This is a genomic window from uncultured Maribacter sp., from assembly GCF_947500405.1.
Lineage (GTDB): Bacteria > Bacteroidota > Bacteroidia > Flavobacteriales > Flavobacteriaceae > Maribacter_B.
Map to the genome: position 1 here is coordinate 218254 of NZ_CANMRY010000004.1, position 25748 is coordinate 244001.

Sequence of the window (25748 nt, forward strand, 5' to 3'; positions counted from 1 at the left end):
TTAAGAAATATTCTAACAAAAGATAAAATAATCTTTTCCCTGTCGTTTGTTTTTTTCTTTAAAGAAACTTTTAATTTTCAGTTGCTCTTTTTCGTTTGCAACGGTGATTATGCATTGCGGATTTTGTAAATCAGAAATAGAATTAAAATGTTCTAATATCTTGTTATAAATTTCTTTTCCTATTTTTTTTGGATTATCACAGTGCCAAGTAAAGGCAACTCCTTTTTTATATAGGATTTTTGCAATTTCTTTTCCTTTATTGCCTGCTCCCCATAACGCTAATGGTCTGTTTGGATTAAAATCTAACTCCAGAAAATAATGCATTTTTAAGTCTATAAAATAATTAGCCGCATAGTGTTCACTAGTTCTAGAGGTACGTGTAGTATAATCTCTCCAATAATGAAGCATTTCTGAACAAGGAATAACCTTTAACCCTTTTTCATAAAATCTGAATGTTAGGTCATAATCTTCTGGATATCTATTAGAAAAAAAAGCACCGCAATCCTCAAAATCTTCTTTATAAACCATCCAACAAGGAGATGGAATAACACATTCTTTGTAAATTTCTTTAAAATTAGTTCCATTTTCGGTTAGCCCGTTTAGCCATTTCTCATAACGCGCATAACCGTTGCTAATGCCTTCCTTTGCAAAGTAGTTTACTTTTCCTGTTGCTACATGCCCCTTGCCATTTTCTATTAAATTATTTACTAGAATAGATAATTTATTAATGGGCATTATGTCATCAGAATCCATTCTTGTTATAAATTTCCCATTACTTTTTGCGTAAGCCAAACGTAAAGCATCTATGATTCCTGTGCCAGAATTAGAGTATACCTTTATTCTAGTATATTTCTCTGAAAAGCTCTTTAAAATAGCTAAACTAGAATCGGTTGATGTATCGTCAACAGCTAAAACTTCCCAGTTTTTATATTCTTGTTCTACTATAGAGTCTATACATTCTTTTAAAAATGTCTCGGTGTTTTTTACAGGTATAAGAATACTTACTAAAGCGTTTTGCATGGGTGCAAGGTAATTAAAAGGAAAAATAAAATTATAGAATTTTGTAATCTTGTTTTGGATAATTTGCTACATTTACAGAGTAAACTTTAGGGGTGTTCCTATTTTTAGGAACTGAGACATACCCTTTGAACCTGATGCGGTTAGTACCGCCGAAGGGAAAAGTTGAAAAGTGTATTGCAATATACATTTACAACCTTTTCATAAAGCACATTTGTTCTTTTTGTGTTTTTTTCAAAGAAATCTTAAGCCTTTATAATTTACAGCATATTTAAATATACTGTATATGATTACTATTTATGTAAATGATTCTCCGTTAAAAATGCGAGAGAATAGCAATGTTTTAGACCTTTTAAAGGAATTAAAATCTCCAACACAAGGTGTTGCCGTAGCAATAGATGATACTGTTGTTCCTAATTCTTCCTGGGAAACCCATCTTTTAAATCCTAACAATAAAATTTTAATAATTCAGGCCGCTCAAGGCGGATAAGATAGTTATTAGCTTTTGGCTGTTAGCCATTAGCAATACTATAAAACCAAATATCTAATTACTAACGGCCAAAAGCCAATTGCTAATAGCTTAAACAAAATGAAAAGTAAAGACACAGCACCAAAAGAAGGTCAAATTACGAGAAATCCTTTTCCAAATTCTAAAAAAATTTACGTACAAGGAAAAATACATCCTCAAATTAAGGTAGCAATGCGCGAAATTGAATTGAGTGATACAGTTGATTCGATGACGAAAAAGAAAACACCAAACGAGCCAGTTACTGTATATGATACTTCCGGGCCTTATACAGATCCTAATAAAGAGATTAATGTACACAATGGAATTGAAAGAATTAGAGAGCAGTGGATTTTAGACCGTGGTGACGTAGAGGAATTGGATGCTTTTTCATCAAAATATTGTAATGAGCGTTTAAAAGATAAAAGTTTGGACCACATGCGTTTTGACTTAAAACACAAACCTAAACGAGCTAAAAAAGGGCAAAATGTAACACAATTACATTACGCAAAAAAAGGCATTATTACTCCAGAAATGGAATATATTGCTATTCGTGAAAACCAGCGTATTGATGAAATGACGGAGATTAGAAAGCAACATCCAGGAGAACATTTTGGAGCATCAATTCCTGCAAAAATAACACCTGAATTTGTTCGTGAAGAAGTAGCTAGAGGGCGTGCAGTAATACCATCTAATATAAATCACCCAGAAACAGAACCTATGATTTTAGGTCGTAACTTCTTAGTAAAAATTAATGCCAATATTGGAAACTCTGCCACTACGTCTTCTATAGAAGAAGAAGTAGAAAAAGCAGTTTGGGCTTGCCGTTGGGGAGCAGATAATATCATGGACTTATCTACAGGACAAAACATTCACGAAACTCGTGAGTGGATTGTTCGTAACTCTCCAGTACCAGTTGGTACCGTACCAATTTATCAGGCCTTAGAAAAAGTAAATGGAGTTGCAGAAGATTTAACATGGGAAATTTTTCGTGATACGTTAATTGAACAAGCAGAACAAGGAGTAGATTACTTTACCATTCACGCTGGGGTTTTATTACGTTATGTACCAATGACAGCTAAACGTGTAACAGGTATAGTATCTCGTGGTGGATCTATTATGGCAAAATGGTGTTTAGCACATCACAAAGAAAGTTTTTTATACACGCATTTTGAAGAGATTTGTGAAATCTTAAAATCGTACGATGTTGCCTTTTCTTTAGGAGACGGTTTACGTCCAGGTTCGGTTGCAGATGCTAATGACGAAGCGCAGTTTGCAGAATTAGAAACTTTAGGAGAATTAACGCAAATTGCTCGTAAACACGAAGTACAATGTTTTATAGAAGGACCAGGTCACGTGCCAATGCATATGATTAAAGAAAATATGGAAAAGCAAATCGAGGTTTGCGATGAAGCACCTTTTTACACATTAGGACCTTTAACAACCGATATTGCTCCAGGTTATGATCATATTACTTCTGGTATTGGAGCTGCCATGATTGGTTGGTATGGTTGTGCAATGTTATGTTACGTAACACCAAAAGAACACTTAGGTTTACCCAATAAAGAAGATGTACGTGTAGGAGTAGTTACTTATAAATTAGCTGCACATGCTGCTGATTTAGCAAAAGGACACCCAGGTTCTCAGCACAGAGATAATGCCTTAAGTATGGCACGTTTTGAGTTCCGTTGGGAAGATCAGTTCAATTTAGGGTTAGACCCAGAACGCGCTCGTGAGTATCATGATGAAACCTTGCCAGCTGCAGGTGCTAAAATTGCACATTTCTGCTCTATGTGTGGACCAAAATTCTGTTCTATGAAAATATCGCAAGAAGTTCGTGACTTTGCTGCAGAAAATAAAATTTCGGATGATAACGAAGTCTTACAAAAAGGAATGGAAGAAAAATCGAAAGAATTTAAAGAGAAAGGTTCAGAGGTATATTTATAGTTGTTAGCCTTTAGCTATTTGCTTTTGAATAAAAAAGAGAGCGAATAGCAAGGGGCTAAAAGCCAAGAGCTAAGATTATGATAGTTTTAATAGCACCAGAAAACGACGTTTACAACGAAATTGAAATACTACATCAATTATTTCAAGAAGGTTTGCAGTATTATCATTTAAGGAAACCAAATAAGAATTACGAAGAACACTGCGCTTATTTAAATCAGATAAATAAAAAATATCACAATAGAATTGTAGTGCATTATTTTCATGAATTGGTAAATGAGTTCAATTTAAAAGGCATTCACTTTCAGGAGCAAAAAAGAAAAGATAACATTGATAATCCTGGGCAGTACTTTAAAGGTTTAAACATGTTTGGTAAAACCATAAGCTCGTCCTTTCACGAACCTGAAGATTTAGAAACCTGTTATTTTGAATTCGATTATCATCTGTTAAGTCCGGTGTTTTCGTCTATCTCAAAACAAGGTTATGAAGGTCGCGGTTTTAATGTAAATCACATCGATAAAAGGATTGTTGGTATGGGCGGAGTTACCACTGAAAACCTTGTAGAATTTGATAAACTAGGGTTTAAAGGTGTTGGTGTTTTAGGAGGAATTTGGAATAGTAGCGACCCGATAAATGTTTTTAAACAAATGAAAAATCACTTTATCAATTAACAATGTACAATTGACAAAGAACAATTAATAATTAGCAATTAGCAATTAACAATTAACAATTAACAATTAGCAATTAACAATTAGCAATTAGCAATTAGCAATTAGCAATTAGCAATGTACAATTAACTATGAGTAAAAATGTTATTTTATATAAGACTTATGACTTTGCAGTTGCAATAGTTAAACTTTCTCAGAAATTAGTTTCAGAAAAGAAAGAATACGTTTTATCTAAACAAATACTACGCTCAGGAACTTCAATAGGAGCTAATACAGAAGAAGCTATTGGAGGAATTTCTAAAAAGGATTTTATTCATAAATTATCCATTGCCTATAAAGAAGCTCGTGAAACCAAATATTGGCTACGAATATTAAAAGATACAGAATACATCAGTAAAGAAGAGTTTACATATTTGTTTGATAAAGTTGAAGAAATTCTAAGAATATTATACAAAATAATCAATTCATCTAAAAACAATATCTAACATGAAAAAAGAGAATTGTTCATTGCTTATTGATAGTTGTATATTGACTATAGCAGGTCACGATCCTTCGGGAGGAGCTGGTTTAACTTCAGATATTAAAACTTTCGAAGCACATGGTTTGTATGGCTTGTCCGTTTGTAGCGCAATAACCGTTCAGAATGATATTGATTTTAAAGCATGTATTTGGACTGATGTAGAAGTGATTCTAGCTCAAATTGAAACCCTGTTTGACCGTTTTGAAATTTCAGTAGTTAAAATTGGCATCATTCAATCTTGGGATGTATTATCAATCGTAATCAATAAATTACACGCTTTAAATTCCGAAGTAAAAATTGTTCTAGACCCTATAATTAATGCAACAGCTGGTTTTGATTTTCATTCAACCGAAAGCCAAGAGTTATTAGATAATATTTGGGAACGATGTTTTTTAATCACACCCAATTATGATGAAATTCAACAGCTATATCCAGAAAAAGATATTGAAACAACTATTGAACATATTTCAGAAAAAACAAACATCTATTTAAAAGGCGGACATAGAACCGATAAAAAAGGATGGGATGTACTGTACTACAATAAAATTGTAATGATAAATATACCGCCAATAGCCGAAAAAATTTCGAAAAAACACGGTAGCGGTTGCGTTTTATCTTCTGCTTTAGCAAGTAATATTTTATTAGAGCAAAGCTTAGAGGATGCTTCAAAAAACTCTAAATACTATACCGAAACGTTTTTAAATAGTAATAAGTCTTTGTTAGGAGTTCATAATTACAAAAACAGTTTTAACTATTCAAATTCTTAACTCCCATAATTCTCATATTCAAATAACCATGATTATACCAAAACTCCATTATATATCACAAGGCGCTACAGTTAAAGAGCATCTAGAAAACATACAAAAAGCCTGTCAATCTGGAGCAGAGTTAGTACAATTACGCCTAAAAAATGTTTCAGAAAAAAAAATATTAAAAGCGGCAGAACAGGCAAGAGAAATAACGTCGCATTTTCAAACACGTTTAATAATAAACGACCATTATAAAATTGCTAAAAAAGTAAAAGCAGATGGGGTGCATTTAGGTAAAGAAGATACTTGTCCTAAAGAAGCAAGAAAACATTTATATTCTTGGCAGATTATTGGAGGTACAGCAAACACTTTACAAGATTGCGAAGCTTTGATAGAAAAAGAAGTAGATTATATAGGTTTAGGACCGTATAGATTTACAACAACAAAGAAAAATTTGAGTCCTGTACTAGGAATTTTGGGATATCAAGGAATTTTAGATGTGCTAAAAACAAATACACCAATTATTGCAATTGGAGGTATTTTAGTTGATGATGTAAAAGAAATTTTGGAAACAGGAATTTCTGGTATTGCAATATCAGGAGAGATTACACAAGATTTTAATAAAATAGGGGAGTTTCATAAATTATTAAATACAGGAAGTGCTTTAGAGCAGCGCCACAGTTTTGAAAAATAACAGAAAGGAAAATGAGTGATATATTAAAAATAGCAGATAAAACATTTAACTCTAGATTATTTACTGGAACTGGTAAATTTAGTAGTTCGTTAAAAATGCGAGAAGCTATATTGGCTTCTGAAAGTGAGTTGGTTACAGTGGCTTTAAAACGGGTAGATGTAAAAAATGAAAGTGATGATATACTTGTGCATTTAAAAGAAAATCATATTAATTTACTGCCAAATACATCAGGTGTACGTACCGCTAAAGAGGCTATTTTTGCAGCACAATTAGCAAGAGAAGCTTTAGAAACTAATTGGGTTAAATTAGAAATTCATCCAGATCCTAAATATTTACTACCGGATCCTATAGAAACTTTAAAAGCAGCAGAAGAATTAGTAAAGTTAGGTTTTGTAGTAATGCCATATATTCATGCAGACCCTGTTTTGTGTAAACGCTTAGAAGAAGTAGGAACACAATGTGTAATGCCTTTAGGAGCTCCTATTGGTAGTAATAAAGGGTTAAAAACACAAGATTTTTTAGAAATTATTATAGAACAAAGTAATGTTCCAGTAATTGTAGATGCGGGTATTGGAGCACCGTCGCATGCAGCTTATGCTATGGAATTAGGTGCAGATGCAGTATTAGTAAATACTGCAATTGCAGTTTCTGAAAATCCTACTGCTATGGGAAAAGCATTTAAAATGGCAGTAGAAGCAGGGCGTATTGCATATATGGCAAAATTAGCTCCTGTAAAAAAATATGCGGAGGCTAGTAGTCCACTAACATCGTTTCTTAATTAGAGAAGTTTAGCGGTTCAGGAATTAAGGAAGCATAGATACTCTTAATAACTGAATTCTTTAAATTCTTAACTCCTAAATTATGGATAGCACATTTAAAAATATATTTGATACATACAACTGGAATACTTTAGAAAAAGAGATTTATTCTTTTTCTAGAGAAGATGTTAGTAGAGTTTTACAGAAAGAAAAAATAGATTTAGAAGATTTTAAGGTATTAATTTCACCAGCGGCCAAACCATTTATTGAGGAGATGGCGCAGCGTAGTAGTGCAATTACTAAAAAAAGATTTGGGAATACAATGCAAATGTATGTACCTATGTATTTATCTAACGAATGCCAAAATATTTGCACATACTGCGGATTTAGCATGACTAATAAAATTCCCAGAAAAACACTTACTGATGCAGAGATACTAAAAGAGGTTGCTCATATTAAAAAATTAGGGTATGACCATATTTTATTAGTAACGGGAGAAGCTAATAGAACGGTTGGAGTTTCTTATTTAAAACATGCTATTAGTTTAATTAAAGAGCATTTTTCTAATATTAGTATAGAAGTACAGCCATTACATCAAGCAGAATACGAAGAATTAGTTGCGGAAGGTTTGTATGCAGTTTTGGTTTATCAAGAAACGTATCATAAAGAAACTTATAAACAGCATCACCCAAAAGGGAAAAAATCTAATTTTGATTATCGTTTAGATACTCCAGATAGGTTAGGTAAAGCGGGTGTTCATAAAATAGGAATAGGGGCATTATTTGGATTAGAAGATTGGCGTGTAGATAGTTTTTATACCGCTTTGCACCTAAAATATTTACAAAAAACGTATTGGAAAACAAAGTATTCTATTTCTTTTCCAAGATTACGTCCGCACCAAGGAGAAGTGCAACCAAAAGTGGAAATGACCGATTCTGATTTGGTGCAACTAATCTGTGCGTATAGGTTGTTAGATGAAGACGTGGAATTGTCTATGTCTACTCGAGAAAGCGAAGTGTTTAGAAATAATATTATAAAATTAGGAATTACTTCTATAAGCGCAGAATCTAAAACAAATCCTGGTGGGTATAGCGTAGAACCACAATCTTTAGAGCAGTTTGAAATATCTGATGAGCGTTCTACGGAAGAAATTGCTACCATGATAAAATCACAAGGATATGAAGTGGTTTGGAAAGATTGGGATAAGAATTTTGTATAGTATATAAAATATATAACCCCTATGATTTTTATGGCATAGAGGTTATAATTGGGCACAATACAGTTTTGTTTACATCTGTTGTAATTTATAAAGGGCTTCAGATTTACTATTTACATTTAGCTTTTCATATATGTTTTGTATATGGTAGTTAACAGCACTATGGGTTACAAATAGCTTTTCTGCTATATCTTTATAAGTAGCGCCTTTACATAAATAGTCTATAATTTGATTTTCTCTACTAGAGAAAAAAGCGTAGGTTTTTTTTCGGAAATTATGAATTATTTGTTTTATAATATCATTACTCATTATTGCTCCTTCTGCTGTTATTGTATGCAATGCTCTGCGAAGTCTTTTAGAGCCTAATGGTTTTGTTAAATACCCATTTGCGCCATTTTTAAAAGCCTTTTTTATAAGTTCAAAAGAAGGGTTTTTACTAATCATTATAATTTTTACGTTTGGGTCTTTTCTTTTTAGCAGTGCAATACCATTTATTCCATTAGTTTTTAATAAGTCTATCTCGGAAACTATAATATTTGGTTTTAAAGTATCATATTTATTAAGTACTTCTTGTACCGATGTGTAAATGCCAATAAGAGAATACTCCTCATAATTTTTAAAATATTCTTTATAGATAGCATTATAATTTGGGTCTTTTTCTAGTACTATTATTTTGTGCAAATTAGATTTCATAGTGTATTGTTTTAATACTTGCATTTTTATCTGGGGGATTAAAAATGCAAGTAGTATTATAAATAAATAGTGTGTTATGCTTTTCAAAAAAAACATAAGAATCCCTTTCTAAAAGAAAAATATTTTTTTTAGATAGTGTTAAAACTATTGTAGGTATTAGCTTTAAAGCTCTTTATTGCTTTTTATTACGAAATAATAAAAGAATTATAATGCTGTCGTAGATTAAGAAAATTTAGATGCATTACTTGGTGTAAAAGTTGTTGTATTCTAGGGGCTATTTTTAAGGATTTTAGAATACTAGATTTTTTAGAGTAAAGTTTTACTTCCATATTTGGGGGATTTTAAAGGTTAAACTTAAACTATTATTTCACTTACTTAAATATATTAATTTATTGTATTTAATCGTCATAATCGTATGAAAATTCGTTCAAATGCATTCTTTTTGACAGTTTTTGTATTTTTTACTAGATGAAGTGCACTAATAATAAAAAGGAGGGAAGTGTTACTCCCCCCAGAGTCCCTCCTTTTATCTGCACAAAAACATTTAGTTTTTTAGTGACTCTATTAATCTTCGTAAATATTAGCAGCAGTTGCTGTATTATTATTTACTTGCATAATCCATTTTTCATGATTGTATTTTCCATTTAAGTTTGATGTATATGCAATTTCTGCATCTTGCTTGTAATTATAATCTGCTAAATACACATAGTAGAGTCCGTTTTCTTTATTAAAAAACTTTCTGGCATCTAAACCTTGTTCTTTTAAAGTATATATAAATGCATCTAAATACTTTTTAGTCTTATATACGTTTGCTATAACATAGTAGCCAGATTTTACTCCTACAATATCTTCTTGGTCCAATACTTTTATAGGAAGCTTTACGTAATGTCTTGTTTCTTTATTGGGTAATGATTTTGTAATTTTTGTTTTAGGGGTGCTTTTCTTTTTGTGTACTGCTAGGCTATTATATGTTTTTTTAACAGGTATGGTAGTAGGTTTTTCTATAGTATTTCTTCTAATTTCTGATTTTACTAAACGAGCTAAAGTTTTAAATCGTTGTTCTAAATCTGCATTACGAGCGGCTTCAATAGAGTCTTGTCTTAATATTAATGCATCTAATATTAATCTATTCTCATAGGCCAAATCATCTGTTTTTAGAGGTTTTTTAATTATTTTTTCAACTACTATTTCTTTCTTTTGCTCATTTTTTTCTTCATCCTTTATTGTATTTGTTATTTTAATTGCTTGGTTTTCTGCAAGTATTTCATTTTTATCAGCTATAAGTTGTAATATTTGCTCTTCATAGTTGCGTATAATACCATCTATTTTTTTGTCTTGTGAGTTTTCTGTAAATGCACCACCATAAGCATTTGTGTCTTTAAAAGTGTATGCAAGAGACAGTTCATGATTCCACCCAAGATTTGCTTCCTCTTTGGCAACGTTTTTTTCCATTAAATATCCTAAAGACATTTTTTTACTTAAGTTAAATCCAACTCCTGCCGAAATTCCATTTTCTATATCATAGGTACCTTGTAACCATCCATATTTAGGCATGTCTAACACCAATGAACCCATATAAGAAATAGAATTATCTATGTTTTGACCTATTTGTAGTAGCGGAAGCAGCCTAGCCTCTTTAAAAATACCTCGTGTGTTATTAAAATCATAGGTATACTGTAAAGATGCTTTTATAGTTTTAGAATTAATATTTGTGCTAAACTCATTTGTACTTTGATTGTACTTTAATAAATCGGTAGCATAAATACCAACATCAAATTTACCAATTGAAAGAGCCATGCCGGGTTGTATTGCTAGTTTACTTTCTTTTTTAGCATTACTAATTTGCACATCATTTGTATTGGCAACAATCCTATTCTTGTCTACACCTTCATTATAATAAGTAACATTAGTGCCAAAAGTAAGTTTGCTATTAGAACCTAACTGTACGCCTGTAGCATAATTAGCATTAAAGCCAAATTGTTGCACCACGCCAGACCATTGGCTATATACGCCAATACCTAAAGCGGTATTCTCATTTATTAAATTACTAAACCCCAAATAATAATTCTGACTATTATCTTCAAAGGTGGTATACTGGTTGCGATGTAAAATTGTTAGATATGATTTATTCTCACGAACTAAAGAGAACGTGGGGTTTACTAAATACCTGTTAAAGAATAATTGATTGTGGTAACCATTATTACTGTTACTATTGGTAACTGTTTCCTGTGCATTTATTGTTTGCATTTGTAATAGGTAGTAAACAATAATTAGCACACAATTTTTTAAAATTTGGGGGGTGGAGTTTTGCATGACACTAAAATTTGGGTTCTTTTTACTATGGGGCTTCTACCAAATTTAGATACGTTACTTGTGCATATATCTAAATAGGTAGTCTAGAATGTAAAATGGTTAGCGTTTAGTATTCTTATGGCGCTATTCATCTTCAAATACAGAGTTAGTATAGTTTGTATGTGTAGCATGTGTTGTTAAGGCTTCTAAGGAGTTGTATATATTCTTTTCTGTTGCTTTTGGTTTTATAGAAAAAGCAACTTGTTGTAAACCATTTTCTGTGGTACCTCTGTTACTAACCACATAACCTTGTCCATTATCTTTAAAAGCAATTGCAAAATCATCTTTACTACTATTTATAGATGCTCCTAAATTAGTAGAAGGACTAACTTTTCTTTTATAAACATTAGAAACATAAACATCTAAGCCGCCATATCCTTTATGACCTTCCGATGCATAAAATAAGGACGTTCTGTTTATAATTTTTGGATATAAATCGTTCTTTTTTGTGTTTACTTTTTGACCAAGGTTTTTAGCTATACCAAGAGAACCATCAGTATTTATTTCGGAAACATAAATGTCATATTTTCCAAAAGTTCCTGGCATATTCGATGCAAAGAATAGTCTTTTACCATCGTCGGAGACTGTTGGGTGTATGCTAGAATAGTGTTTAGGGCAAAGTGCAATTTCTTTTATATTTGTCCATTTTCCATTTACTTTTTTTGCAGAATAGGTTTTGTAAACCATTTGTTTTTTTGATAGTACACCTACCTTAGGTTTTATATAAAAAGGTTTACTAAAATAAGCAGTTTTACCGTCTTTAGTAACAGAGATAGGGGATTTATACACATTTTTATAGAGTAAATCTTTATCTGTAGTATACTCTTTTGGAGCGGTTTCCTGTTCTATTAAGGTTTCTAAACTTGCTGTAGTATTCGTGTTTAAGAAATCTAATTTTCTAAAATTAGTATGTTTACTAGTTTTATTTACTTCGTAATCTTTTTCTATTTCTGCTACCCAGTCTTTATTACTGGTTATTCCACTTGGTGTTTTAATTTTTTCAAGGGCATAACTATAACGTTCTGTGTAGTTTCCTTCTAAATCTCCCATTTCTTTTAATTTAGAATACCAAAAAACAGCAGTATCATAATTTTCCATTAAAAAATGTGCATTTCCTAAATCTTGAAAAATTGCATTATCAGAATAACCAAGCTTTTGGAGTTCTAAGTATTCTTTTACTCTATTGTTTATTTTTTTAGATGAAGTAGGGGTTTGGGCGGAAAGGGTAAGGAAGCTTATGCTAAATACACAGCAAAGCAACATGTTGTAGGTTAAATTGTGTTTCATAACGTAAGATTTAAATGTTTGTTTGTCAAAGTTGCGGAAACATTCTAAATCTATCATTAGCAAAAATTCATAGTTTTTTGTTAGTAAGTATTAAGAGAAGGTTTTTTAAAATTGCTGTTTAAATTCTTTGGGAGTACTTTTTGTTTTTAGTTTAAACACTCTAGAAAAATAAGCGTAGTCTTCATAACCTAATGTTTCTGATACCAGAGAGAGGGTGTTTTTGGAATGTATTAATAGTCTCTTAGCTTCAAGTATAATTCTTTCAGAGATTAATTCGCTAGTAGTTTTATTTAAAGATGATTTTGTTATTCTATTAAGATGTTTTGTTGTTATACTAAGCTTGTTAGCATAAAATAGAGCATATTTTTCTTTTCTGTAAAATTCTTCAATAAGATTTTCTAATGCTTCTAAAGTTTCTAGATAAGTTGATGAAATTGCTTTTTTGGGCTTTATTTCTGTAGAATAAATTCGGCTTAAATCTATATAAGTTACATTAAGAAGACTAGCTATTCTTTGTTTTTTATAGGCATAATTATGATTGCTTTCGTTATTTATTTCTTTAAACCTACTTTCTAAAGCTACTAATTCTGTGGTTTTTAAGTGTAAGTTTGGCGGGTTTTTATAAGAGTAATAAAAGGGAAATTGTGAAAGACTTTTTGAAGGAAAATAAAAATTATAAAATTCCTGTGTATGAAAAAAGATAAACCCTTCTGGAGGACTTTTAAATAACCAACTATGCACTTGTCCTGGCTTTAAGAAAAAAACACTTCCAGGGTTTATGGAATAGGTGTTAAAATCAATTTCATGAATACCAGTTCCTTTTGTAAAAAGTACGCATAAGTAAAAGTCATGCTTATGGGCTTTATGTATAATTTTTTCATTTTTCTTTAAATGTATAGAAAGTACATTGCTATAGAAATTTAGTTGGGTTTCTTTTTGGTCAAACTGTTTAATGTTTAGTATTGGTACCGTATTCATATACTTGTATATGTCTTAAAAGTACAAAAAATAGAGAAAATTAACCTAGAATTTATATGCTATAGTGTTATAATTTTGTAATTGTCTTATAATTATGTATTTAGTTATTTTTAATTCTTGTTTTAATAAGAAGTAATGAAGGTGTTAAAAGGAACAAAAGTGTATAGTATTCTAACAGGAAATTGTCCTGTTTGTCAAAAAGAAAGTATGTATGTAGAACCTAACCCATACAAGTTAGGGAGTACTTTAAAAATGGAAGAACGTTGTTCTCATTGTCATACAAAATATAAAATAGAACCTTCTTTTTTTTATGGAGCAATGTATGTTAGCTACCCTGTAGGTATTGCTTTTGCAACTGCCGCTTTAGTAATAGCATATTACGTTTTTAATTTAACTATAGTAAATTCTTACCTTGTTATAGTAGGTGTTATGATAGTTTCTTTACCTATTATATTAAGAATTTCTAGAAACATTTGGATTAATTTTTTTATGAATTATAAGAAATCAGAATATAGAAAGTAGAATTGTAATCTAAAAAAACAACTTAATTAACGCCTTTCATTGTTAATATAGTAGTAGCCCAAACAATTACAGAAGAAATAAAAATACCAATTGTATTTGCAATAAATGCTCTTTTCTTTTCCATTTTAAATAAATAGCTAGCAATACTTCCTGCATAAACACCTGTACCAGGTATAGGTAACATTACAAAGAAGATTAATCCCCAGAATCCGTATTTTTTTATTTTATCTCCAGAACCTGTTTTAGCTTTACGTGCAACATATAGCGCAGATTTTTTATAAAAATGCATGCGTAATAAGTATTTATTTATTTTTTCTAAAAAGAAAAACATAAGCGGAAATACCAATACGTTAGCAGCAAAACAAATAATAAATACAAAGTATTTATCTGCTCCTTTTAATAAACCATAAGGTATACCAACTTTGGCTTCTCCAAAAGGGGAGATGCTCCATAAGAATGCTATGATAAAGTCTTGTATCAAAAAAAATGTAGTTTAAAAAACTAGCAAATTTATCACTACAAAACCAATAATTAACTTTTTTTATCATAAAAAAAAACTAAATCTTTAAATTATAGATTAATTGAGACATAAAATCTTCTAAAACCATTTTCTTTATAGTATCTGTTACGATAATATTAGGGTATGTGAGGTTCGCAAATGTGATAATCTAAAATTTTTTCACGTCTATTGCTTATGAAAGAATAAAAAACGAATTGTTTTTCATTGTTGTAATCACCTTAAAAACAAATATTTACGATTTAATTTAGCTGTTCTAATCTATAGTCTTTAATTTTTTTATAAAAAAAGTTGTTTTTTCATTTTTTTTGTTTTCATTTGTTATGTGCAATTGAATATTGGTTTCATTGTATATTTAGCATTTAGCTGAGCATTATGAAAAGTGTTTCTGTGTTCGGACTTTGGGAGTTTAGGAAGTCAAAACCCAAAGTAGCTTATCAGATAGGTAGCCGAATTTTAAAGCTAACTTCCGAAAGTAATACCGCAATTGTGCAAAGTCAGCACAACTACTTTTTTATTCCCACAACTAGGGAACAAATTCTTATTTGATACACTATATCATTTTACTTTTTATTCTGTAATAGGCATACCTATTACCCTATCTCATATTATTTATTTTTTAATTTTTTATTAAATGAACACTAAGTATAGTGACCTAATTAATCAAACCTACGAGTTTCCTCAGGAGGAATTTAGCGTAGAAGGTGAAAGCTTAAAATTTCACAACATTCCCTTAAATGAACTAGTTGCTAAGTATGGCAGTCCATTAAAGTTCACGTATTTACCTAAAATATCGGAGAATATTAATAGAGCAAAAACATGGTTTGCAAATGCTATAGAAAAAAACAATTATAAAGGAAATTATAATTATTGCTATTGTACTAAAAGCTCTCATTTTCAGCATATTTTGCAGGAGGCATTAAAGAATAATATTCATATAGAAACCTCTTCTGCTTTTGATATTAATATTGTAGAACAATTAAAACAAGACGGTAAGTTAAGTAACAATGCTTACGTAATTTGTAATGGTTTTAAACGCGAGCAGTATATAGAAAATATTGCACGATTAATTAATAATGGACACCAAAACTGTATTCCAATTATAGATAATTATGAGGAAATAAATTTATTGTCAGAAGAGATTAATGATACCTTTAAAATTGGTATTCGTATTGCTTCTGAAGAGGAGCCAAAATTCGAGTTTTATACCTCTCGTTTAGGGATAGGGTATAAAAATATTGTTCCGTTTTATGAAAACCAGATAAAAGATAACGAAAAGTTAGAGCTTAAAATGCTTCACTTTTTTATTAATACAGGTATTCGTGATAACGCTTATTATTGGAATGAGCTTGTAAAGTGTTTAAAAGTATACACAAGGCTTAAAAAAATATGCCCATCATTAGACAGCTTAAATATTGGAGGAGGGTTTCCAATAAAAAATTCTTTAGCTTTTGAGTATGATTATCAATATATGATTGATGAGATTATTAATCAAATTAACATAACATGTGCAGAAGCAGATGTTCCTGTACCACATATTTTTACAGAGTTTGGAAGCTTTACAGTAGGAGAAAGTGGCGGGGCTATTTACGAGATATTATATCAAAAGCAACAAAACGATAGAGAAAAATGGAATATGATAGATTCCTCTTTTATTACCACTTTACCAGATACATGGGCTATAAATAAGCGCTTTATAATGCTACCAATTAACCGTTGGAATGATGAGTATGAGCGTGTTTTATTAGGAGGTTTAACTTGTGATAGTGATGATTATTACAATAGCGAGCAAAACCGTAATGCTATTTATTTGCCTAAGTATAAAAGAGATAAGCCACTTTATATAGGATTTTTTAATACAGGAGCATACCAAGAAAGTATTGGAGGGTATGGTGGTTTACAACATTGCCTAATACCGCAACCAAAACATATTTTAATAGATAAAGATGCAGAAGGTAATTTAGTAACTACATTATTTAATCCTCAGCAAAAATCAGAAGACTTCTTAAAAATATTGGGATATAAAAAAGAAGAAACACCAGTAGAAAAGGTTGAAGAACTTGTTACCGTTTAACAATAGTATAGTACATAAAAAATGAACACAATAAAAAATTACGCAGGTATTGAAGATAAATTTGCTCAATTAGAAACTGCAAAAATAGTTTTAATACCAGTGCCTTATGATGGCACAAGTACATGGGGGAAAGGGGCGGACAAAGGTCCAAAAGCTTTTTTAGAAGCATCAGAAAATATGGAGCTTTATGATATAGAAACGGCTTCAGAAGTGTATAAACAAGGAGTGTATTTAGCCAATGCAATTACAGAAGATAGTTCACCAGAAGCTATGGTAAATGCGGTACATAAAACCACAAAAGAGTATATAAAAAGAAACAAATTTGTAACTCTTTTTGGTGGGGAACATTCTATATCTATAGGTACAATTAGAGCATTTAATGAGTGTTTTAATAACCTTACAGTATTACATATAGATGCGCATGCAGATTTACGAAAAACTTATGATGGTACACCGTATAACCACGCTTGTGCAGTACATGAAGCTAGTCAAAATACAAATTTAGTACAAGTAGGTATACGCTCTATGGATGCTATAGAAAATACCTATATGGATCAAGAAAAAACATTTTTTGCTCATGATATGGTGAATGATGAGTTTTGGATGGATAAAGTGGTAGAATCTTTAACAAATAATGTATTTATTACGTTTGATTTAGATGCGTTTGATCCATCTATAATGCCATCTACAGGAACACCAGAACCAGGCGGTCTTTTATGGTATGAAACTTTAGAGTTTTTAAAACAAGTTTTTGAAGAAAAAAATGTAGTTGGGTTTGATATAGTAGAACTATGTCCAAATACAGTAGATAAATCTTCTGATTTTCTTGCAGCTAAGCTATACTATAAAATGCTAAGCTATAAATTTAATGGGCAAGATACGGATGAGGATTATGACAATACATACAATACAAACAAAAAAGAGGGAAACAATATTTTAAAATTTGCAGATAATGAAGACTAAAGGGGCTATTTCTAATTTTATAGAAAATTACTATTTACATTTTAATGCGGCTGCCTTGGTAGATGCGGCAAAAGGGTATGAAGAGCAATTAGCAAAAGGGTCTAAAATGTTAGTTTCCTTAGCAGGTGCCATGTCTACTGCAGAATTGGGTAAAATATTTGCAGAAGTTATTCGCCAAGATAAGGTGCATATTATTTCTTGTACTGGAGCAAATTTAGAAGAAGATATAATGAATTTAGTGGCGCACTCACATTATAAACGTGTTCCTAATTATAGAGACTTAACTCCACAAGATGAGTGGGATTTATTAGAAAAAGGATTAAACCGTGTTACAGATACTTGTATACCAGAAGAAGAAGCCTTTAGAAGAATACAAGAACATATTGTAAAAATTTGGAAAGATGCCGAAGCCAATGGGGAAAGCTATTTACCACATGAATATATGTATAAGTTGTTACTTTCAGGGGTTTTAGAAGAATATTATGAAATAGATATTAAAAACTCATGGATGTATGCAGCAGCAGAAAAAAATCTTCCAATAGTTTGCCCAGGATGGGAAGATAGTACTATGGGAAACATTTTTGCATCTTATGTTTTAAAAGGAGAATTAAAAGCCTCTACCATGAAAACGGGTATAGAGTATATGACTTTCTTGGCAGATTGGTATACTAATAATTCAGAAAACGGAATAGGTTTTTTTCAAATAGGAGGGGGCATAGCCGGTGATTTTCCTATTTGTGTAGTGCCAATGTTGTACCAAGATATGGAGCGTACAGATACGCCATTCTGGAGCTATTTTTGTCAAATTAGCGATAGCACCACTAGTTATGGTTCTTATTCTGGAGCAGTACCTAATGAAAAAATTACTTGGGGAAAACTAGATATTAACACCCCTAAATTTATAATAGAAAGTGATGCAACTATAGTTGCACCTCTTGTTTTTGCTTACCTTTTAAATATGTAATTATGGATAAAAACGCACATTTAAACCGAGTTATAGTAGATTTTAAAAAATTAACACCAGAAGTATTAAAGCTCTTGGTAGATCGTTACCCAGATGGGTATGATGATAGCGATATTATTTCTTTTAGAAACTCCCATGGGGAACGTATAGACGCGGTAGAAGTTTTAACTGTAGATACTAAGTATTTGGTAAAAATTAGTGAAAAACTAGAGTATACTATGGAAAATTATGATGAGGATGACTATGAGGATTTTGATAATGATGATCCTGCAGCGGTTCCAGAACCAGACCTATCATGAAAATAGAAGATATAACCAATATAGAACTTAAGTTCTTGAATTTAGATGATTATCAAGAGCTTAAAAGTGCTATGATATCTGTATATTCTAATATGCCTGGGGCATATTGGAAAGAAAAACACATACAATCTTTAATAAACAAATTTCCAGAAGGGCAAGTTGTTATAAAAATTAATGGAGAATTAGCTGGTGTAGCATTATCTATAATAGTTGACTATGATAAGTTTAATGAGGAGCATACGTATGAGCAAATTACAGGAAACTATTCGTTTAACACACATGATAATGATGGCGATGTTTTATACGGAATAGAAGTTTTTATAAAACCGCAGTTTAGAGGATTGCGCTTAGGACGTAGATTATATGATTATCGTAAGGAATTATGTGAAAAGCTTAATCTAAAAAGTATCGTTTTTGGAGGTAGAATGCCTAATTTTCATAACTATTCTGCAGAACTAACAGCTAAAGAATATATAGCAAAAGTTAAAAGAAAAGAAATAGCAGATCCTGTTTTAAACTTTCAGATAAGTAATGATTTTCATCCGGCAAAAGTAATGCGTGGTTATTTAGAAGGCGATAAAGCATCTAAAGATTTTGCAATACTTATGGAGTGGGATAATATTTATTATCAAAAGCCATCAAAAAAAGCAGCTACAAAAAAGAAAGTTATACGTCTTGGTTTAATACAATGGCAAATGCGTCCTTATAAAGATTTAGAAGCTTTATTAGAGCAGGCAGAATATTTTATAGATGCTGTATCTGGTTATAGGTCAGATTTTGCACTTTTTCCAGAGTTTTTTAATGCACCTTTAATGGCAAAAGATAACCATTTATCTACACCAGATGCTATTAGAGAATTGGCAAAACATACTAATGCAATAGTGCAAAAATTTTCAGAATTTTCTATTTCTTATAACATAAATATTATAACGGGTAGTATGCCACAAGTTATAGGTGGTAGGTTATATAATGTTGGTTATTTATGTAGAAGAGATGGTAGTACAGAAAGGTATGAGAAATTGCACGTAACCCCAGATGAAGCTAAAGTCTGGGGTATGCAAGGAGGCACACAATTAAAAGCTTTTGATACCGATTGTGGTAAAATAGGAATACTAATTTGTTATGATTCTGAATTTCCAGAATTAAGTAGGTTACTTGCAGATGAAGGTATGGATATTTTGTTTGTACCTTTTTTAACAGACACCCAAAATGGGTATTCTAGAGTTCGTAACTGTGCGCGTGCCAGAGCTATAGAAAATGAATGTTATGTTGCTATTGCCGGTAGTGTTGGTAACTTGCCTAATGTGCAAAATATGGATATACAATTTGCGCAATCTATGGTGTTTACACCTTGCGATTTTTCTTTTCCTACCAATGGTATTAAAGCAGAGGCAACCCCAAATACCGAAATGATTTTAATTGCCGATGTAGATATAGATTTACTTAGAGAATTAAACCAATTTGGCGCAGTTCGTAACTTAAAAGACCGTAGAAAAGATATTTTTGAATTACGTAAAAAATAGCATTTAAATTTACCCTTTAATTACATTAACGGGTTTGTTATCCAGGTAGGCTTCTAAATTATGTATAGCAGTTTGTAATAAACGAGCTCTAGATTCTTTAGGAGCCCATGCTATATGTGGTGTAATTATACAATTTTTAGCCCCTAAAAGAGGGTTTGTTTTTTCTATAGGCTCTACAGAAACAACATCTAAAGCAGCACCAGAAACTTTACCATTTTCTAAAGCTAATTTTAAATCTTCCTCTATCACTAATTGTCCTCTAGAAGTATTAATAATTTTAACACCATCTTTCATTTTAGAAATGTTTTTGGTATTTATAATGCCTTGGGTTTCTGGGAATAAAGGACAGTGAAGACTAATAAAGTCAGACTCTTTTAATAGAACATCCAATGAGACAAATTTACATGTACTAGTTTCTAATTCTGGTTTTTTGGTTCTACTATAGGTAATAACTTGCATTCCAAAGGCTTGCGCTAACTTTGCTGTAGCTTGTCCAATAGTGCCAAAACCAATAATCCCAAAAGTTTTTCCGGCAAGTTCTATCAAAGGAGTTTTCCAAAAGCTAAAGTTTCCATTTTTTGTCCATTCACCATCATGTACAGCGTTAGAATGTAAACCAGTATTATGGCACATTTCTAGTAATAGTGCCATAGTCATTTGTGCTACAGAGGTAGTGCTATATGCAGGTACATTAGTTACGATAATACCTTTGTTTATTGCAGCAGTAATATCTACTACATTATAACCTGTAGCTAAAACACCTATATATTTTATGCAGGGAGCATTATTAATAACCTCTTTTGGTAAAGGGGTTTTGTTAGTGAAAATTATAGAAGCATTACCAATAGTTTTTAAAACACTTTTAGGATCTACAGGAGTGCGCTCATGAACAGTTACATTCCCTAACTTTTTTATATTATCCCAACTTAAATCGCCAGGGTTAAGTGTATATCCATCTAAAACTACAATTTCCATATATTTTATTTACATATAAAGATAATGTAAAGCTAGCGTAGCTTAAAATAAGCTGTTATTTTTATTTTTGAAAGCAATAGAAACAAAAGAATAATAGTTAGATTGTTATTTAAGAAAAAGCTAAAATCAGAAGAATAGTGGTATATGGGTTTGGGATTTATAAATATTAGCACTTATGAAACTAACTAAATTACTAGAAATAGGAGCAGAGGGAGGTGCAATTAGTTTATGTAAAGTAAATGATAAAGAGAAAATCGCATACTTTTACACGGTAGATGAAATGGATTACAATTTAGAAGATTTTTCTGCAATACAAACAGGGAGTACTGCTTTCAGTACATTTATGGCTGCTTACAATGCACTTTTAAAAAAATATCCATTTATATATAGATTATACCCGTTATACATACACTCAGAAATTAAAACATTTATTTTATCAGAATTTAAAGTAGCAAATAATGATGGTACTAAAAATTATTCTTATAGCTATTGGTTAGAAAAATTAATGTAAATATTTAAAGATCCGTTTTATATGTTTTTTTTAAATAAGCTACCCACAAAGTTTATAAAATATAAATCACTTGTTTATAATTTATTATTGAAAAATGGTGTTAATTACTGCTCTCTAATTTTATTTGTTGCTCTAGTTCATAGAGTTTGCTAATTAATACTTTATCCTCTATAAATGCGTGTATTTCTAAATCTTGCGCAAAGTTTTTTAATTGTTCTAACAAAATTCTATACGAGGTTTCGTTTGTTTTTGGAGGAGAATATTGCCCTAAAATATTGGTGATATTTGCTAAATCTTCCGTAGTACTAGCATGGGTATCCACAAAATCTTTAATCGAATTTTGTTGTAAAAAATCGATAAAAAAAGAACTATTTTTCTTAAAAAATACAGCTTTGTAAAGATTGCTTCCATAAGAAAATATACCACTTTCTTCTTCTTTAAAATGTGCTTCTAAATCTACCTTATACTTAAAATAAAATTTATATAGAATTTCTAAAAGCGGGTGTTCCTTATCGTAATTAAGTAGTAGTTGGGTAATACTTTGTCCTATTTCTGGCACTATTTTTTCGGAATAATAGGTATGCGAACGTGTTAAGTAATCTAGAATAATAGGAACAGAGTAGGAGTTAAACTGCTCTACCGTTGGTTCTTTATAAGAACAAAAAACGTTTAGAACTTCAACTAAAAAATTAGGATTTATTTCTTTAAGAGCCGTGTTCATAGTAATTTTTTCTACACTATGGGCATTTATATTAAATCTATTAAAAATATGTTCTGTTATTCGGCTTTGTTTTAAAACATCAGAAGGTGATGTATAGGTTGTTATCATGCTTTGTTATTTTGTGTACTATTTTTTGCTATTCTTATTTGGAATAAATAAAAATAAGAAATACTTTCGGTAAAGTTATTAAGAATCATTCTAATTAATAGAATTTTTAGAAATAAATAATTTAAATAGTACGTATGGAATTAATATATAAGAATAAGTATGGGAGTAGTTTTAGCATGGATAATGTGTCTAATGCTAAATGTATGGTGCAATTAGTAATTGGGTCTATAGGTATATTTATGTCGGAGTATGAGCTTAATAATCTCTTAGAGATTGTAAAAAACTCTCATGAACCCTGTACGTGTGAAATTTGTGATGGAGATAAGTGTAATAAAATATGGACAACCAATAGTTTAATAGATATTTGCATTAAAGTTGATGATATTATTTTAGAATTACTAGAGGATTTAATTCAAGGAACCCTTTTTATTTTAAATATGAAAACAACCCTAGAGGAGAATAAAATAATGGATTATAAATAAGAGTACATATTATATGTTATAAATCTTCTTGTTGTTTAGCTTTTTCTTAAAAAAATGTGAAGCAACAATATTTTAATATAAAATACATTATAGATAGCATAATAATTAAAAAATGCTATTTACAGATGAATAAAATAGAGATAAATAACAATGTAGAAGAGTTAGAGCGTATTTCTACATTTCTTAAAAACAACCACATAAAACACGATGTTGTTGAAAATAGAAATAACCATCTTAGCTTAGAAGAATTAGTAGGGAGCATTAATTTTCCTATTTAAAGTGTAGCGTTATTTCTAAAATTTTAATTTTATAGGATCCCAAAAACTACTTGTGTTTTTGGGGTTTTCTTTTTTAGTTAGGGTTTTATGATACAATAAGCTATAGCCTTAAAGGCAAAACAAAAAAGCTAAACTTGCTAGGTGAGCGAGAGGGTTTTGAGGTACGAAAAAACTGGGTTTTGGGTTGTGGGGACTTGCTATTACTTATCGTTCATTTCCTGAACTTTAATACTTATTTCTGTTAGACCAGATTTATCTTCTTCTTTTGTTATTAACGAAATATAATGAGCGTCATTACTATTTGCATCACCAATTATTATTTCATCTTTCACAAAATTAGTAACATCTACAAAATCCAAAATACTACTAAATAAATTGCTTCTATATGCTTGTGGTGACATTCCTTGATGTCTTTCTGATATAAAAATATCATCACTACTATGGTCGCAATAATAATATAAGACAACCTTATTGTTATTTAAGAAATCTCTAACTATACGTGAAATAGCAATTAAATCTCTCAACCCAATAGCTTCATCTTTAGCTTCAACTAAAATAAGAGAAACGTCTATTACAGGAATAGAAAAATCTTCTTGTGATTCAAACTCTTTAAAATTTATAAGGAATTGACTGCCTACAGAACTTGTGTAAGGAACAACAATATCGTCAGCCATTAAACTATACTATTTAAAGTATTGCTCTTTTTTAGAAAGTAATTCTTTTTTTGTTTTCTCTTTATTTTCTTTAAGAGTTTTAACAAAAGAAAGTAGCCTTTCAGAAGGTTTGTTTATATGTAATGTTTTAGTATTCATAACTATATTACGATGATACAAAGGTATAATTTTATTTAATATATACAAAACTCATACCATTTATAACTATATCAGCTATTTATATAACGTACTATTTATTAATTTATTAGACGTATTAATAAGTCTAAAGTTACAATTTATTATAAGTATTGAAGTAAAACCTCGTATATCTTAACCATTGCCAACGTATCTAATTCGCAATAGTCTAAAAGGTTTTTTCTTGTTGCTTCTATATCTTCATTAAAGTTTGGGTCTAAAACCATTCTGCCCCAAGTATCTAATGCCATAGTACCATTATTAACATCTAAATCTGAATAGCTTATATCTGGACATAATACTGGCAATACTTTTTTAATAGAACTTGAACCGTGAAAACGATAGTCTATGTAGTCTTTTTTGAAAATCGTCTCTAAATCAAACGTATGCTCATTAATGTAAGTTAGATAATTGGTAAACTGTGGCAACCATTCTATTAAGTCTTTATTTCTTCCTATTTCAAAACTTGCGTGCCACGATACAAATGTTCCTGTGCTTCCTGTAAAGTCTTGCATTGCTTGTAACATACCTATTGGCATCTGCATTGTATCTAATAAATATTCAAAATGCGTTAGCGTATTGTCTTCTGTTAGTGTGTGAATAGATACTTGAAAGGTTAAATGTTTATGTGGACTTAAACCATCTAATCTTGGGATAGCACTTGCATAGGTTTCATAATCTATAAAATGTAATGGAAACTTTAATTTATCTAACTCTCTTTTGATATTAGACTGATTGATTATAGGTTGCTCTTGTTTTACAGATGCTACTTGGGTTTGCTGATTTACATTTAACGCAAAATCTAAAGGAATATCAATGATTGCTAATTGCTCATTATCTGCTAATAAACCTATTTTTTTTGCTGAAATACGACCTATTTCATAAATACTATAATCTGGAATTGTGGTATTAAAATACTTGAATGCATCACAATGATTAGACCTTGTTTTGTGTTTACAAGAACATACGGTTTCATTAATTAGTTCTTTATTTATAAAATTAGAACCTGCATTTATTTGATTGACTACACTTGAATATATCCCATCTACTGCTTCTGTTACATCAGTAATTTCTAACAACTCATTAGCTACAATATCACCTTGCTTAATATAATCTTTGTTTAAATGGATAATAGACACTTTAGAAACTATGTAACCACATTCTGTAAGTACATACTTCTGAAAACACGCATCTTCTATTTGTCTATGCTTTCTATCTTTTTTTATTGAGGTAGATGATTTTACTTCATAAATATGCCACGTAGCATCTTCTAAACGCTCTAATATATCTATACGTGCAAATACGTCCTTATTGGTGCTAAATGATGGCTGAAAATAAACGTTATGCGTATCTGTTAATGCGTTTTGAGTTCCTGTAGGACTGCCATATTCTGGTAAGTCTAAACCATTTGTAAATAATTGTTTTGCATAGGCTTCTACTTCATAACCCTCATTAATTAATTTCTCTGCAAATAAAGAAAACTCACCTTTAGGGTATACCTGTGGTTTATTTTTTAATAACCATATAGATTCTGGACAATCTAAATAATACTTAAAATCTGTTTTGGTGAGTTGATGCATAA

General features: G+C 30.6%; 28 protein-coding genes and 1 riboswitch. Of the genes, 17 read left to right on the forward strand and 11 right to left on the reverse strand.

Features of this window, described 5'->3' with window-relative positions; genetic code table 11:
* Positions 1 to 12 precede the first annotated feature (12 nt).
* The gene (locus Q0945_RS07425) at positions 13 to 1020 is read right to left on the reverse strand and encodes a glycosyltransferase family 2 protein (RefSeq protein WP_299432846.1); all 1008 of its coding nucleotides are present in this window, start codon (positions 1018 to 1020) and stop codon (positions 13 to 15) included.
* Positions 1021 to 1098: 78 nt separating this feature from the next.
* A riboswitch (TPP riboswitch) is annotated at positions 1099 to 1195 on the forward strand.
* 108 nt (positions 1196 to 1303) lie between these two features.
* Here Q0945_RS07425 and thiS point away from each other — a divergent pair.
* From thiS to thiH, 8 genes are all read left to right on the forward strand, one after another.
* Positions 1304 to 1507 (forward strand): sulfur carrier protein ThiS, encoded by a 204-nt coding sequence (gene thiS, locus Q0945_RS07430; RefSeq protein ID WP_299432849.1) that lies wholly within the window; start codon positions 1304 to 1306, stop codon positions 1505 to 1507.
* A 99-nt stretch (positions 1508 to 1606) separates the two neighbouring features.
* Positions 1607 to 3469: a phosphomethylpyrimidine synthase ThiC gene (thiC, locus tag Q0945_RS07435; protein ID WP_299432852.1), complete on the forward strand. Its 1863-nt coding sequence runs from the start codon at positions 1607 to 1609 to the stop codon at positions 3467 to 3469.
* Between the two features lie 77 nt (positions 3470 to 3546).
* A complete protein-coding gene (locus Q0945_RS07440) occupies positions 3547 to 4137 on the forward strand; it encodes a thiamine phosphate synthase (RefSeq protein WP_299432855.1) in 591 nt (196 codons plus the stop codon).
* Positions 4138 to 4265: 128 nt separating this feature from the next.
* A complete protein-coding gene (locus tag Q0945_RS07445) occupies positions 4266 to 4619 on the forward strand; it encodes a four helix bundle protein (protein WP_299432858.1) in 354 nt (117 codons plus the stop codon).
* A 1-nt stretch (position 4620) separates the two neighbouring features.
* Entirely contained in the window at positions 4621 to 5421 is an 801-nt protein-coding gene (locus tag Q0945_RS07450) for a hydroxymethylpyrimidine/phosphomethylpyrimidine kinase (protein WP_299432861.1), read from the forward strand.
* A 28-nt stretch (positions 5422 to 5449) separates the two neighbouring features.
* Positions 5450 to 6097, forward strand: a complete 648-nt coding sequence (gene thiE, locus Q0945_RS07455; protein WP_298503403.1) for a thiamine phosphate synthase — start codon at positions 5450 to 5452, stop codon at positions 6095 to 6097.
* 11 nt (positions 6098 to 6108) lie between these two features.
* On the forward strand, positions 6109 to 6879 hold the full coding sequence (locus Q0945_RS07460; protein ID WP_299432864.1) for a thiazole synthase: 771 nt from the start codon (positions 6109 to 6111) through the stop codon (positions 6877 to 6879).
* Positions 6880 to 6958: 79 nt separating this feature from the next.
* Positions 6959 to 8074 carry a 2-iminoacetate synthase ThiH gene (gene thiH, locus Q0945_RS07465; protein ID WP_299432867.1) on the forward strand — a complete coding sequence of 372 codons (1116 nt, stop codon included), beginning with the start codon at positions 6959 to 6961 and terminating at the stop codon, positions 8072 to 8074.
* 69 nt (positions 8075 to 8143) lie between these two features.
* Here the strand turns inward: thiH and Q0945_RS07470 are convergent, their stop codons facing one another.
* The 4 genes from Q0945_RS07470 to Q0945_RS07485 all read right to left on the reverse strand — a co-directional run bounded on the left by Q0945_RS07470 (position 8144) and on the right by Q0945_RS07485 (position 13381).
* Entirely contained in the window at positions 8144 to 8764 is a 621-nt protein-coding gene (locus Q0945_RS07470; RefSeq protein WP_299432870.1) for a response regulator transcription factor, read from the reverse strand.
* Positions 8765 to 9328: 564 nt separating this feature from the next.
* Positions 9329 to 11077, reverse strand: coding sequence for a type IX secretion system membrane protein PorP/SprF (locus Q0945_RS07475; protein WP_299432873.1), 1749 nt, complete (start codon positions 11075 to 11077; stop codon positions 9329 to 9331).
* Positions 11078 to 11200: 123 nt separating this feature from the next.
* A complete protein-coding gene (locus tag Q0945_RS07480) occupies positions 11201 to 12403 on the reverse strand; it encodes a cell envelope biogenesis protein OmpA (protein ID WP_299432876.1) in 1203 nt (400 codons plus the stop codon).
* A 105-nt stretch (positions 12404 to 12508) separates the two neighbouring features.
* Positions 12509 to 13381: a helix-turn-helix transcriptional regulator gene (locus tag Q0945_RS07485; protein WP_299432879.1), complete on the reverse strand. Its 873-nt coding sequence runs from the start codon at positions 13379 to 13381 to the stop codon at positions 12509 to 12511.
* A gap of 135 nt (positions 13382 to 13516) precedes the next feature.
* Here Q0945_RS07485 and Q0945_RS07490 point away from each other — a divergent pair, with 135 nt between their 5' ends.
* Entirely contained in the window at positions 13517 to 13903 is a 387-nt protein-coding gene (locus tag Q0945_RS07490) for a DUF983 domain-containing protein (protein ID WP_299432882.1), read from the forward strand.
* 22 nt (positions 13904 to 13925) lie between these two features.
* Here the strand turns inward: Q0945_RS07490 and Q0945_RS07495 are convergent, their stop codons facing one another.
* On the reverse strand, positions 13926 to 14384 hold the full coding sequence (locus Q0945_RS07495; protein ID WP_299432885.1) for a small multi-drug export protein: 459 nt from the start codon (positions 14382 to 14384) through the stop codon (positions 13926 to 13928).
* A gap of 670 nt (positions 14385 to 15054) precedes the next feature.
* Between Q0945_RS07495 and Q0945_RS07500 the strand changes: the two genes are divergently transcribed.
* Genes Q0945_RS07500 through Q0945_RS07520 form a run of 5 tightly spaced genes read left to right on the forward strand, consistent with a single transcriptional unit; the run spans position 15055 to position 20243 of the window.
* Positions 15055 to 16494 (forward strand): arginine decarboxylase, encoded by a 1440-nt coding sequence (locus tag Q0945_RS07500; RefSeq protein WP_299432888.1) that lies wholly within the window; start codon positions 15055 to 15057, stop codon positions 16492 to 16494.
* A 21-nt stretch (positions 16495 to 16515) separates the two neighbouring features.
* Positions 16516 to 17457, forward strand: a complete 942-nt coding sequence (gene speB / locus Q0945_RS07505; protein ID WP_299432890.1) for an agmatinase — start codon at positions 16516 to 16518, stop codon at positions 17455 to 17457.
* Positions 17447 to 18421 (forward strand): deoxyhypusine synthase family protein, encoded by a 975-nt coding sequence (locus Q0945_RS07510; protein ID WP_299432893.1) that lies wholly within the window; start codon positions 17447 to 17449, stop codon positions 18419 to 18421. Before speB ends, Q0945_RS07510 begins: the two co-directional genes overlap by 11 nt.
* Before the next feature lie 2 nt (positions 18422 to 18423).
* Complete coding sequence (locus Q0945_RS07515; RefSeq protein WP_299432896.1) at positions 18424 to 18720, forward strand: hypothetical protein; 297 nt, start codon at positions 18424 to 18426, stop codon at positions 18718 to 18720.
* Positions 18717 to 20243, forward strand: a complete 1527-nt coding sequence (locus Q0945_RS07520) for a carbon-nitrogen hydrolase family protein (RefSeq protein ID WP_299432899.1) — start codon at positions 18717 to 18719, stop codon at positions 20241 to 20243. The genes Q0945_RS07515 and Q0945_RS07520 overlap by 4 nt, the downstream gene beginning before the upstream one ends.
* A gap of 9 nt (positions 20244 to 20252) precedes the next feature.
* Here Q0945_RS07520 and Q0945_RS07525 read toward each other — a convergent pair whose 3' ends face one another.
* Positions 20253 to 21218 carry a D-2-hydroxyacid dehydrogenase gene (locus Q0945_RS07525; protein ID WP_299432902.1) on the reverse strand — a complete coding sequence of 322 codons (966 nt, stop codon included), beginning with the start codon at positions 21216 to 21218 and terminating at the stop codon, positions 20253 to 20255.
* 175 nt (positions 21219 to 21393) lie between these two features.
* Between Q0945_RS07525 and Q0945_RS07530 the strand changes: the two genes are divergently transcribed.
* Complete coding sequence (locus tag Q0945_RS07530) at positions 21394 to 21729, forward strand: hypothetical protein (RefSeq protein WP_299432905.1); 336 nt, start codon at positions 21394 to 21396, stop codon at positions 21727 to 21729.
* A 100-nt stretch (positions 21730 to 21829) separates the two neighbouring features.
* Here the strand turns inward: Q0945_RS07530 and Q0945_RS07535 are convergent, their stop codons facing one another.
* The gene (locus Q0945_RS07535; protein WP_299432908.1) at positions 21830 to 22558 is read right to left on the reverse strand and encodes a hypothetical protein; all 729 of its coding nucleotides are present in this window, start codon (positions 22556 to 22558) and stop codon (positions 21830 to 21832) included.
* A gap of 134 nt (positions 22559 to 22692) precedes the next feature.
* Between Q0945_RS07535 and Q0945_RS07540 the strand changes: the two genes are divergently transcribed.
* Together Q0945_RS07540 and Q0945_RS07545 are read left to right on the forward strand one after the other, a co-directional pair.
* Positions 22693 to 23040 (forward strand): hypothetical protein, encoded by a 348-nt coding sequence (locus Q0945_RS07540; protein ID WP_299432911.1) that lies wholly within the window; start codon positions 22693 to 22695, stop codon positions 23038 to 23040.
* Between the two features lie 125 nt (positions 23041 to 23165).
* Positions 23166 to 23318 (forward strand): hypothetical protein, encoded by a 153-nt coding sequence (locus tag Q0945_RS07545; protein ID WP_299432914.1) that lies wholly within the window; start codon positions 23166 to 23168, stop codon positions 23316 to 23318.
* Positions 23319 to 23518: 200 nt separating this feature from the next.
* On the opposite strand, the gene Q0945_RS07550 is transcribed toward Q0945_RS07545, so the two are convergent.
* The 3 genes from Q0945_RS07550 to Q0945_RS07560 all read right to left on the reverse strand — a co-directional run bounded on the left by Q0945_RS07550 (position 23519) and on the right by Q0945_RS07560 (position 25746).
* On the reverse strand, positions 23519 to 23992 hold the full coding sequence (locus Q0945_RS07550; protein ID WP_299432917.1) for a hypothetical protein: 474 nt from the start codon (positions 23990 to 23992) through the stop codon (positions 23519 to 23521).
* 9 nt (positions 23993 to 24001) lie between these two features.
* Positions 24002 to 24130 carry a hypothetical protein gene (locus Q0945_RS07555; protein WP_299432920.1) on the reverse strand — a complete coding sequence of 43 codons (129 nt, stop codon included), beginning with the start codon at positions 24128 to 24130 and terminating at the stop codon, positions 24002 to 24004.
* A 140-nt stretch (positions 24131 to 24270) separates the two neighbouring features.
* Positions 24271 to 25746, reverse strand: a complete 1476-nt coding sequence (locus Q0945_RS07560) for a DUF2779 domain-containing protein (RefSeq protein WP_299432923.1) — start codon at positions 25744 to 25746, stop codon at positions 24271 to 24273.
* Positions 25747 to 25748: the final 2 nt, after the last annotated feature.